Here is a 10,290-nt window from a genome sequence, read left to right as displayed (position 1 = left end):
TCCGCTGGCGCTGCTGAAACTGCGCAACTTCAGGCTGCCGGCGCAGATATTCAGCGCCGGTGTCCCGGCAGCCGGCCGCACGGATGAAGAGGAATATGACGCGGGGAAGGTGAGTGAATAATGAACCCGGCGGCGGCCACGATCGTAGCGCCTGACGCTGGACAGAAATAAAAAAGAAAGAAGAAGTCATCAGCCAGGTCTGCCGATACTGGACAACGTGCAGCGCATTCTCTCAACTGGCGCGTCACTGCATTTACATCCTGACGGGAAACGATCGGCTTGATATGTCGAAAATCTTTCAGCAGATGCCCGGAGCGCGATGCCACGAATGTATGTCCGGTAGCAGGGGGCTTGTTCGCTATCTGAAACGGCGGCAGTATCTGTAAGCCTCTGCGCTGAACGAAACACCCCAATTTCACCCCGCTCGAAAAACAGGCATAAAAAAACCAGCCTTAAAAGGCTGGTTTTACTGGGATTATTTGGTCGGCACGAGAGGATTTGAACCTCCGACCCCCGACACCCCATGACGGTGCGCTACCAGGCTGCGCTACGTGCCGATTTGTGGGGAACAATATTACCCGTTCCCCGGGCGAATGCAAGCCGGGAAATGACTGATTGATTTATAAATAATCAATCAGTTAGCGATAAAGCGTTTTTCATCGGTCAGCACCTGCAGCAGCAAGCTGAGCTGCGGTTTTTGATCTTTAATTTTCTCGCCGTCGCTGTTCCATGTTCTGTAGGTACCGTTGTGATTGAGCACGACGGTAACCTTCGGCGTGGTAATAGCCAGCGTATCGCTATTGGCTGCGGTAACCCAGGCGCGGCGGCGGGCGGCGCTAAACAGGTCTTCACCTTGCGAATACTCATTCGCCGGTGTGGAGACGTGAAGTAAGCGCTGCATCAGCGTCGTCATCACGTCTTTATTATCGGTCAGCGTAGCGATCTCCTGGGCCGGGGTGCCAGGCCAATGGATCACCAACGGAACCTGAAGCTCTTCGCGCGACCAGCCAAACGCGTCATGCTGTGGGTTCAGCGGCATACCGTGGCCCGCCGTCACGATAACTACCGTGTTGTCCAGCTTGCCCGCTTCGCGCAGCGCATTCAGCACGCGACCAATTTGCGTATCGACCGCGCCAGCGGCGCTGGCGTAGCGCCGGACAAAGTTTTGCTGCTGCCCGTTATCCAGAGCGGTGCCGTTGAGCGCAACCCATGAGAACCAGCGGTTTTCGTCCTGGGCGTAGCGGTCCAGCCAGTTTATCCACTGGTTTGCCGTCTGCTCGTCGCTTTGCGCTTTCGCCGCCGGCAGCGAGAAATCGGACAGCAGCGCCTGGCGGTACAGCGGGCTGCTAAAACCGTCAGAAGAGAACAGGCCCAACTGGTAGCCCTGCTGATTCAGCGACGTAATCAGCGCTGCGGGGATACGCGCTGACAGGACGCCGTCCATATAGCTCGGCGAAATACCATAGAACAGGCCAAACATGCCGCTGTCGGCAGTGTTACCGGAGCTCATATGCTGGGTAAAGTTAACGTTTTCTTTCGCGAAGCCGGTCAGCGCTGGCATGTTTTGCTGAAAGCGCGAGTAGTTAAGATTATCGACGGTAATCAGCAGCACGTTATAACCGGTACCGAGATCGCGGTAACGCAGTTCGCTAAGCGGGTACTGCACCGAAACGGCTTCCGGCGCGCCTTGTTCTACCAGACGGCGCTGATAGTCCTGCGCGTCGAGCAGGCCGTGTTTTTCCAGAAAACGGCGCGCCGTCATTGGATAGGAAAGCGGCAGATTGGCCCGCTGCATGGTTATCGGGCGATAGAAATTGGCATCCGCCCAGATATAGACCAGGTGGCTACTGATAAAAGAAATAAAGAAGAACCACGCAACGGGCCGGGCATAGTGGCGGCGGCGCGTCAGGCTGCGCAGTTTCTGCCAGCTCCAGGTCGCAAAGAGCATTTCCAGAAGGAAGATGATCGGGACGCTGATAAACATCAGCTGCCAGTCGCGCGCCATCTCGTTCTGATCGGGGTTAATGACCAGTTCCCAGACAAAGGGATTAAGATGCAGGTGGAAACGGGTGAATACTTCGCTGTCGATCAACAGCAGCGTCATGCCGATGGTCGCGAGAACCACCGAGATAAAGCGCATTAAGCGCTGAGAGACAACGATAAACGTTAGCGGGAAAAGAATCAGCACATAGCTGGTAAAGACCAGGAAGCTGAAGTGACCAACGAGGCTGACGTACGAAAAAAGGCGCCCGGCAAGCGTCGTTGGCCAGTCGGCGACAAACAGATAGCGACTGCCGAGCGCCATAGCCAACAACATGTTGAAAAGGGCGAACCAGTGTCCCCAGCTGACCATCTGGGAGACTTTTTCTCGGTAGGGCTGACGAAGAGTCACCATATACTGTTGTTCGTTATCCTTAGTGCGCTGGATCGTCGTTGATAGATGACTGCAGCGCCTGGGCAAAAGAACGGGCGATGGCCTGACGCTGCGCCGGCGCGACGCTACTGTTAATCAGGTTAGTCACCATATTGCCCAATACCATCAGTGAAAGGTCAACGGGCGCTTTATGTGTTTCCAGAACGCTCGTCAGCTCGCTGAGCAGCTGTTCGACGTGTTCATCGCTATAGCGGGATAATTGCGGCATAAACTCAAAATCTGTTTGTTCGTGAAAGGGCAACATATTACCGTAGCAGAAGCTTTTTTTCCGCATTTTTTCGCCACGACGCAAAAGCGCGCGGCTTCGCTCGCAAAGAGTCACGCGGCGGTTGCGTCGTCGCCCCGGCGGTGGTTGAATACCGCCCGGTCTAAAAGGAGAGTTTAACATGAGTCTGGATATCGACCAGATTGCCCTGCATCAGTTAATCAAACGTGATGAACAAAATCTGGAACTGGTGCTGCGCGAATCGTTGCTGGAGCCGACGGCGACGGTTGTTGAGATGATGGCTGAGCTGCATCGTGTCTACAGCGCAAAAAATAAAGCCTATGGCCTGTTTACTGAAGAGAGCGAGCTGGCGCAGGCGCTGCGCGGGCAGCGTAAAGGCGAAGAAGAGTTCCTGCCGTTCAGCCGCGCCGCTACCGGGCGCCTGCGTGACGAACTGGCAAAATACCCTTTTGCTGAAGGCGGGATCGTGCTGTTTTGCCAGTATCGCTATCTGGCGGTGGAATACCTGATGGTGGCGGTGCTGAATAACTTAAGCAGCATGCGCGTCAACGAAGAGCTGGATATCAGCTCTACCCATTATCTGGATATCAATCACGCTGACATCGTGGCGCGTATTGATTTAACCGAATGGGAAACCAACCCGGAGTCAACGCGCTATTTGACCTTCCTGAAGGGGCGGGTAGGGCGCAAAGTGGCGGATTTCTTCATGGACTTCCTCGGCGCCAGCGAAGGGCTGAATGCGAAAGCGCAAAATCGCGGCCTGCTGCAGGCGCTGGATGATTTCGCCGCCGATGCGCAGCTGGACAAATCTGAACGTCAGAACGTACGTCAGCAGGTATACAGCTACTGCAACGAACAGCTGCAGGCCGGTGAGGAAATCGAACTGGAATCGCTGTCCAAAGAGCTGGCTGGCGTCAGCGAGAAGACCTTCCAGGAATTTACCGCCGAGCAAGGTTACGAGCTGGAAGAGAGCTTCCCGGCGGATCGCAGCACTTTGCGTCAGTTAACCAAGTTTGCCGGCAGCGGCGGCGGGTTAACTATCAACTTTGACGCTATGCTGCTGGGCGAGCGGGTGTTCTGGGATCCGGCTACGGATACCTTAACCATTAAAGGCACGCCGCCGAATCTGCGCGATCAGCTGCAGCGCCGCACTTCTGGCGGAAATTAAAATGCAAAATCCCGACGTGAGTCGGGATTTTTTTAGCGTCAGACCTGCCCTACAGCGCGTAGAGGATTTCCACCCCATTCAGGGTTAGCTGCTGTCGCAGCGCCTCGTCGAGAGTCGTATCCACGATCAGCGTACTGACGCCCCCCAGCTCGCCGATAGCAAAGGCCGAAGCGGAGTTCAGCTTTTCTTGCGACGCCATCACCACCGTTTCGGCTGCCCGTGCCGCAAGCGCGCGCTTGATGCCCGCTTCTTCATAATCACCGGTGGTTAATCCCGCCCGCGGGTGCACGCCGGTAACGCCCATGAAAAACAGATCGGCATTGATGCGGGAAATGCTTTCAAGGGCCGCGGCCCCGACGCTGACCACCGAATGCTTAAACAACCGGCCGCCGATCAAAATCACCTCGATAAGCGGTTTCTCCACCAGCGCGACGGCAATTCCCGGGCTATGGGTGACCACGGTACACGCGAGGTTATCGGGCAGCAGGCGCACCATCTCTCCGGTAGTCGTGCCTCCGTCGATAATCACCACCTGACCGGGCTGAATAAGCTCAACCGCGCGCTGGGCAATAGTTAGCTTTGAGGCCATCTGCACGTTCTTTCTTGTTTCAATAGGCGCGATAGCTTCGGATACCGGCAGCGCCCCGCCGTGCACGCGCTGCAGTTTGCCTTCCGCTGCCAGCTCCCGCAGATCCCGGCGAATAGAGTCTTCTGAGACGCTGAAGCGCTGGCTAAGATCGCCTGACATCACCTGTTTTTCCTCAGCGAGGATCTGCAAAATCTGCTGTTTTCTCTGGCTGGCAAGCATCAAAATACCTTCATGAGTGATCTTGTTTGTGCACGATTATGCATGTTATGTTGCTCGCTGTCACCTAAAAGGGGAAAAACATGCACGCTGACGCACCGCGCGTTCGCCATATCCGCGAAACGCTATTATCGGACAACTGGTACACGCTCAAGAAATATACCTTTGAACTACTGCGCCGTGACGGGCGCTGGCAGGAGCAGAGTCGGGAAGCTTACGATCGCGGCAACGGCGCGGTGATCCTGCTCTACAATCGTGAAAAGCAAACGGTAGTGCTGGTCCGTCAGTTTCGCTTTCCGGTATGGATTAACGGTCATGATGGGTTTTTGATCGAAGCCGCCGCAGGACTGCTGGATGACGCTTCTCCGGAAGAACGCATCGTTGCCGAGGCCGAAGAAGAGACCGGTTTTCGCGTCACCCGGATCGAGCCGGTATTTACCGCTTACATGAGTCCCGGTTCGGTGACGGAGAAGCTTTACTTTTTCATCGCTGAATACTCTGCCGACGATCGGCGCAGCGACGGTGGCGGCCTGGCGACGGAGGGAGAAGATATCGAAGTGCTGGAGTGGCCGCTGGAAAAAGCGCTGCAGGCTATTCGCGAAGGAGAAATCGTCGATGCGAAAACGATTATGCTGTTGCAGCATCTCGAGCTGAATGCCTCAACGCTACTCGCCTAATAAACAAAACGCCCCGAACCTTGCGGAGCGGGGCGTTTGCCATACAACTTTCAGCGAGCGATTAAGCGCGAACGAAGTCGATGTGGGTCAGCTTCGGCTTGAACGGGTGACGCTGAACAGCCTGAGCTTTAACTTTCTCTTCTTTGCCATCAACAACGATGGTCAGAACTTCGTTGTAGAACTCTGCATTGGTCTGCATGTTCCACACTTTGTCGTGATCCAGTTCGATTGCTACTGGCGCAGCTTCGCCGCCATAGATGATGGCCGGGAATTTGTTAGCTGCACGCAGGCGGCGGCTCGCACCCTTACCCTGCTCTTTACGTACTTCTGCGTTGATAGTAAACATTGATGTCTCTCTATATATAAATCCTGCTACAGGCGACCCAGCAGCAGGCAGATTATCTGCTTCGCGAATGCAAAAGCGGGCGGCATTATAGCCGCCCTGCGTTTTTGCAGCAACCAAAACCTCAGTCCTGAGGACGATTAGCGCAGTTCGTTGGCCCGGCGGAATCGCCCCTGATAATCAAACACTTTCTCCCGGACCTGCCAGTATTGCCCCTTCATGCGGGCAACGACAAAGTCCGGGTGGCGCAGAAGCGCCTGCTGGGCGAGGATATCGGCAGGCGTTATCCAGCGCAGCGGCACGCCCGGCGTTCGGGTATGCGGTCGGATAAAGAGCTGCTCAAAGGCGGTACGCTGGGCGGGCGTATGCAGGCGGAAGCGCTCACTAACATCCGCGCCATCTTCATCGTAATAGGTGATTTTTAACCAGGCGCCTTTGTCATCCGCACCGTGCTGAAGAACCATACCGCTACAGCGCAGCACCAGCGCATCTTTGAGCTTCAGCGCGGCTTTCAGCATGTCATCGGGGTCGACCAGAATGGTATCGCACTCGCGGCAGCGGCGGGCGGCAATATCGTTTTCCGCGTTACACTGCGGGCAGTTTTTAAAGCGAAAACGAAAATCGCACTGTTCACGATGGCCTTCGTCATCCTCAAACCAGCCCTGGCAGCGGCGGCCAAAGTGTTCAATCAGCGTGCCGTCAGCGGTGGTTTTTCCCCAGAAGGTATTGGCGAAACCGCATGCCGGACAAAAAACCTGGACCGGTACGTTGTCGCTTTTTCCTTTCGGCGTTCCCACTTCAGGGGCATAAAGGTCGTGCGGATTGCCGGCGTAATCGAGAATCAGGCAGTCAGTTTTACCCGGCGCCAGGCGCAGGCCACGGCCGACGATCTGTTGGTAAAGGCTCACCGACTCGGTCGGGCGCAGGATGGCGATCAGATCGACATGCGGCGCATCAAAGCCGGTCGTCAACACCGCGACGTTAACCAGATAGCGGTACTGCTGCGCTTTAAACGCTTCGATGATGCGATCGCGCTCCGGCCCCGGCGTTTCACCGGTGATAAGAGCCGCCTCGCCCTGCGGAAGCAACCCGGTCACTTCACGGGCGTGTTCAACGGTGGCGGCGAAAATCATCACCCCTTTGCGCGTTTCGGCGAATTCAACGATTTGGCTGACGATATGCGGCGTGACGCGCTGCTGCTTTTTCAGCTCGTGATTCAGATCGGCTTCGCTGAACAGGCCGTTACTTTGCGCCTGTAAACGGCTGAAGTCGTATTGAACCACCGGCATGTCCAGCCGCTCCGGCGGCGTCAGGTAGCCATTCTTAATCATATAGCGCAGCGGCAGTTCATAAATGCAGTCGCGAAACAGCGCTTTTTCATCACCGCGCACCATGCCGTGATAGTGAAACTGATAAATCCAACCTTTACCCAGGCGAAACGGCGTTGCGGTCAGCCCCAGCAGGCGCAGATGCGGATTGACCTGCTGAAGGTGGCTGATAATCTGCTGATACTGGCTGTCATTATCGTCGCCGATGCGGTGACACTCGTCGACGATCAGCAGCGAGAACTCCCCCTGAAACTGGTCAAGGTTACGGGCTACCGACTGCACGCTGCCAAAGACCACTTTACCGTGGCTCTCTTTCCGTTTAAGGCCCGCGGCGAAAATATCCGCTTCCAGACCGAGCGCGCAATACTTGGCGTGGTTCTGCGCCACCAGCTCTTTTACGTGCGCCAGCACCAGCACGCGACCGCGCGCCAGGCGTGCGAGTTCAGCAATGACCAGGCTTTTACCTGCGCCTGTTGGCAGGACAATCGCGGCAGGTTCATGATGGCGGCGAAACCAGGCGAGCGTGGCGTCGACCGCCTCTTTTTGGTAGGGACGTAATGTAAATGTCATGAATTTATGGCGGTTAATTAACTCGCGAATAGTATGCCACGAATCTTTTCCCTTGAGTGGTGTTAATAGCCCGTTATACTACCCCATGAAATTCTTCTTTTTCGGGCGCGTTGCCCGCTCCAGCACTTGTACAGGCTAAAAAAATCTCATGCGACTTGATAAGTTTATCGCTCAGCAACTTGGCGTTAGTCGGGCTATTGCCGGGCGTGAAATCCGCGGCAGCCGCGTTACCGTGGACGGCGAAATTGTAAAAGACTCCTCCTTCAAGCTTCAGCCGGAGCATGACGTCGAGTATGACGGCAATACGCTGGTTCAGCAGAACGGCCCGCGCTACTTTATGCTCAACAAGCCGCAGGGTTACGTTTGTTCTACCGACGATCCGGATCATCCGACGGTACTCTATTTCCTCGATGAGCCGGTGGCGCACAAGCTGCATGCTGCCGGTCGTCTGGATATCGACACCACCGGTCTGGTGCTGATGACCGACGATGGTCAGTGGTCGCACCGCATTACGTCTCCGCGCCACCATTGCGAAAAAACCTATCTGGTGACGCTGGAAAATCCGGTTGATGACTCCACTGCCGGGCAGTTTGCTAAAGGCGTTCAGCTGCATAATGAGAAAGAGCTGACCAGGCCTGCGGTGCTGGAAGTGGTGACACCGACCGAAGTCCGCCTGACCATTAGCGAAGGGCGTTACCATCAGGTTAAGCGGATGTTTGCCGCCGTGGGGAATCATGTGGTTGGCCTGCATCGCGAACGCATTGGCGACATTGCGCTGGATGCTTCGCTGGCGCCGGGTGAATATCGTCCGCTGACGGCAGAAGAAGTCGCCAGCGTCGGCGGCCAACATGCGCGGAGTAAAACGTGACGGCAAAGCAGAATTCTTCATTAGGGATTGTGTTTATTCTTGGCCTGCTGGCCATGTTAATGCCGCTGTCGATTGATATGTATCTTCCGGCGCTGCCGGTGATTGCGGCCCAGTTTAATGTGCCGGACGGCAGCGCGCAGATGACGCTCAGTACCTATATTCTGGGCTTTGCGCTGGGCCAGCTTTTATATGGCCCGATGGCGGATAGTCTTGGCCGTAAACCGGTGATACTAGGCGGGACGCTCATTTTTGCCGCGGCGGCGGTGGCCTGCGCGCTGTCGCAGACTATCGATATGCTGATTACCATGCGCTTTTTCCACGGCCTGGCAGCCGCAGCGGCAAGCGTGGTGATTAACGCCCTGATGCGCGATATCTATCCCAAGGAAGAGTTCTCGCGGATGATGTCGTTCGTCATGCTGGTCACCACCGTTGCGCCGCTGGTGGCGCCGATGGTCGGCGGAGCGGTGCTGGTATGGTTTAGCTGGCATGCGATCTTCTGGATCCTCGCGCTGGCGGCCCTGTTAGCGTCGGCGATGATCGCATTTTTCATTAGCGAAACCCTGCCGCCGGAACGGCGACAGAAATTTCATATTCGCACTACGCTTGGCAACTTCGCCACCCTGTTTCGCCATAAGCGCGTGCTGAGCTATATGCTGGCAAGCGGATTTAGCTTTGCCGGGATGTTCTCGTTTCTGAGCGCTGGCCCGTTTGTCTATATCAATATCAACCACGTTTCACCGCAGCACTTTGGCTACTATTTTGCGCTGAACGTGGTTTTCCTGTTTGTCATGACCATGATCAACAGCCGGTTTGTGCGGCGGGTTGGGGCGCTGAATATGTTCCGCGCGGGGCTGTGGATCCAGTTTGCGATGGCGGTATGGATGGTGGTGTGCGCGCTGTTTGACGTCGGCTTCTGGGCGCTGGTGTTTGGCGTGGCGGCTTTCATCGGCTGCGTTTCGATGGTCTCCTCCAACGCGATGGCGGTTATTCTCGATGAGTTTCCGCATATGGCCGGGACGGCCTCCTCGCTGGCTGGGACGTTCCGCTTTGGGATTGGCGCTATTGTCGGCGCGCTGCTGTCGATGGCGACCTTTACCACGGCCTGGCCAATGCTGATTTCCATCGCCTTCTGCGCCAGCAGCTCTATTCTGTTCTACCTCTATGCCAGTCGGCGGCGAAAAGCCGCACGATAAGCGACTTCCAGGGGGCGATATCGCCCCCTTTTTTGATACATATCAACCGAAACCGGCTTCTCTGTTCAGCAATTTGTTTCTTTTATGTAAAATCAAATCGCTCAATTAGTCGCATTATTGCGATAAAAAAGTTGTTTTAGATCACAGAAACGGGTACATATAGCCCGAAGATGTTCACTCTGCACAATTATAAACTTTTATATTACAAACCACTAACACGGCTATGCCGCTGGTGTAAGCGTTTTCGGTGCAGGAACAGGACTAATTGTCAATAATGTGTTAGTATTGTTGTAAAATTATTGTGAAGTATTTTGCTTCCGGGGAAAACACGTGAATACACTGCAACTCTCTATCGTACACCGTCTGCCGCAGAGCTATCGCTGGCTGGCCGGTTTTGCAGGTTCAAGAGTTGAACCGATTCCGCAAAACGGCGCTCAGAGCGAAAATAGCCTTGTGGCGTTGAAATTACTTAGCCCCGATGGCGATAAGGCCTGGCCGGTTATGCATAAACTCAGCCAGGCGCTGAGCGACATCGAAGTCGACAGTTCCGTTGTTGAATGCGAGGGCGAACCGTGCCTGTTTGTTAATCGTCAGGACGAATTCGCGGCAACCTGCCGGCTGAAAAATTTCGGCGTGGCGATTGCAGAACCGTTCTCCGGCAACAACCCATTCTGACCG

At 55.4% G+C, this 10,290-nt stretch carries 10 protein-coding genes and 1 tRNA gene; 5 read left to right on the top strand and 6 right to left on the bottom strand.

Annotated features, from left to right (window positions below; translation table 11 throughout):
• Positions 1-480 precede the first annotated feature (480 nt).
• The 3 genes from K2184_RS20945 to K2184_RS20935 form a co-directional block, all read right to left on the bottom strand.
• Positions 481-557: transfer RNA gene (locus tag K2184_RS20945), tRNA-Pro, on the bottom strand.
• Positions 558-634: 77 nt separating this feature from the next.
• A complete protein-coding gene (gene yejM / locus K2184_RS20940) occupies positions 635-2,395 on the bottom strand; it encodes an LPS biosynthesis-modulating metalloenzyme YejM (protein WP_163525725.1) in 1,761 nt (586 codons plus the stop codon).
• A 19-nt stretch (positions 2,396-2,414) separates the two neighbouring features.
• Positions 2,415-2,642, bottom strand: a complete 228-nt coding sequence (locus K2184_RS20935) for a YejL family protein (protein WP_004133900.1) — start codon at positions 2,640-2,642, stop codon at positions 2,415-2,417.
• A gap of 178 nt (positions 2,643-2,820) precedes the next feature.
• Here K2184_RS20935 and yejK point away from each other — a divergent pair, with 178 nt between their 5' ends.
• Complete coding sequence (yejK, locus tag K2184_RS20930) at positions 2,821-3,828, top strand: nucleoid-associated protein YejK (RefSeq protein ID WP_004114145.1); 1,008 nt, start codon at positions 2,821-2,823, stop codon at positions 3,826-3,828.
• 49 nt (positions 3,829-3,877) lie between these two features.
• Here the strand turns inward: yejK and K2184_RS20925 are convergent, their stop codons facing one another.
• Positions 3,878-4,636, bottom strand: a complete 759-nt coding sequence (locus K2184_RS20925) for a DeoR/GlpR family DNA-binding transcription regulator (RefSeq protein ID WP_004103958.1) — start codon at positions 4,634-4,636, stop codon at positions 3,878-3,880.
• 80 nt (positions 4,637-4,716) lie between these two features.
• Here K2184_RS20925 and K2184_RS20920 point away from each other — a divergent pair, with 80 nt between their 5' ends.
• Positions 4,717-5,310: an NUDIX domain-containing protein gene (locus K2184_RS20920; protein WP_163525726.1), complete on the top strand. Its 594-nt coding sequence runs from the start codon at positions 4,717-4,719 to the stop codon at positions 5,308-5,310.
• A gap of 61 nt (positions 5,311-5,371) precedes the next feature.
• Here K2184_RS20920 and rplY read toward each other — a convergent pair whose 3' ends face one another.
• Together rplY and K2184_RS20910 are read right to left on the bottom strand one after the other, a co-directional pair.
• Positions 5,372-5,656 (bottom strand): 50S ribosomal protein L25, encoded by a 285-nt coding sequence (gene rplY / locus K2184_RS20915; protein ID WP_004114143.1) that lies wholly within the window; start codon positions 5,654-5,656, stop codon positions 5,372-5,374.
• Between the two features lie 137 nt (positions 5,657-5,793).
• Positions 5,794-7,551 (bottom strand): DEAD/DEAH box helicase, encoded by a 1,758-nt coding sequence (locus K2184_RS20910; RefSeq protein ID WP_004103954.1) that lies wholly within the window; start codon positions 7,549-7,551, stop codon positions 5,794-5,796.
• A gap of 148 nt (positions 7,552-7,699) precedes the next feature.
• Here K2184_RS20910 and rsuA point away from each other — a divergent pair, with 148 nt between their 5' ends.
• The 3 genes from rsuA to K2184_RS20895 all read left to right on the top strand — a co-directional run bounded on the left by rsuA (position 7,700) and on the right by K2184_RS20895 (position 10,287).
• A complete protein-coding gene (rsuA, locus tag K2184_RS20905; RefSeq protein WP_004103953.1) occupies positions 7,700-8,419 on the top strand; it encodes a 16S rRNA pseudouridine(516) synthase RsuA in 720 nt (239 codons plus the stop codon).
• Complete coding sequence (locus K2184_RS20900; protein WP_004103952.1) at positions 8,416-9,612, top strand: Bcr/CflA family multidrug efflux MFS transporter; 1,197 nt, start codon at positions 8,416-8,418, stop codon at positions 9,610-9,612. The genes rsuA and K2184_RS20900 overlap by 4 nt, the downstream gene beginning before the upstream one ends.
• A gap of 330 nt (positions 9,613-9,942) precedes the next feature.
• Positions 9,943-10,287: a YejG family protein gene (locus tag K2184_RS20895; protein ID WP_004103951.1), complete on the top strand. Its 345-nt coding sequence runs from the start codon at positions 9,943-9,945 to the stop codon at positions 10,285-10,287.
• Positions 10,288-10,290: the final 3 nt, after the last annotated feature.

The organism is Klebsiella sp. K5-306 (assembly GCF_051835185.1).
Taxonomy (GTDB): Bacteria; Pseudomonadota; Gammaproteobacteria; order Enterobacterales; family Enterobacteriaceae; genus Klebsiella; species Klebsiella oxytoca.
This window is presented reverse-complemented; position numbering and strand designations above follow the sequence as displayed.

Excerpts from the sequence above, each read along its gene's own strand:
- yejM (WP_163525725.1), bottom strand. The coding sequence starts at position 2,395 with ATGGTGACTCTTCGTCAGCCCTACCGAGAAAAAGTCTCCCAGATGGTC.
- K2184_RS20935 (WP_004133900.1), bottom strand. The coding sequence starts at position 2,642 with ATGCCGCAATTATCCCGCTATAGCGATGAACACGTCGAACAGCTGCTC.
- yejK (WP_004114145.1), top strand. The coding sequence starts at position 2,821 with ATGAGTCTGGATATCGACCAGATTGCCCTGCATCAGTTAATCAAACGT.
- K2184_RS20925 (WP_004103958.1), bottom strand. The coding sequence starts at position 4,636 with ATGCTTGCCAGCCAGAGAAAACAGCAGATTTTGCAGATCCTCGCTGAG.
- K2184_RS20920 (WP_163525726.1), top strand. The coding sequence starts at position 4,717 with ATGCACGCTGACGCACCGCGCGTTCGCCATATCCGCGAAACGCTATTA.
- rplY (WP_004114143.1), bottom strand. The coding sequence starts at position 5,656 with ATGTTTACTATCAACGCAGAAGTACGTAAAGAGCAGGGTAAGGGTGCG.
- K2184_RS20910 (WP_004103954.1), bottom strand. The coding sequence starts at position 7,551 with ATGACATTTACATTACGTCCCTACCAAAAAGAGGCGGTCGACGCCACG.
- rsuA (WP_004103953.1), top strand. The coding sequence starts at position 7,700 with ATGCGACTTGATAAGTTTATCGCTCAGCAACTTGGCGTTAGTCGGGCT.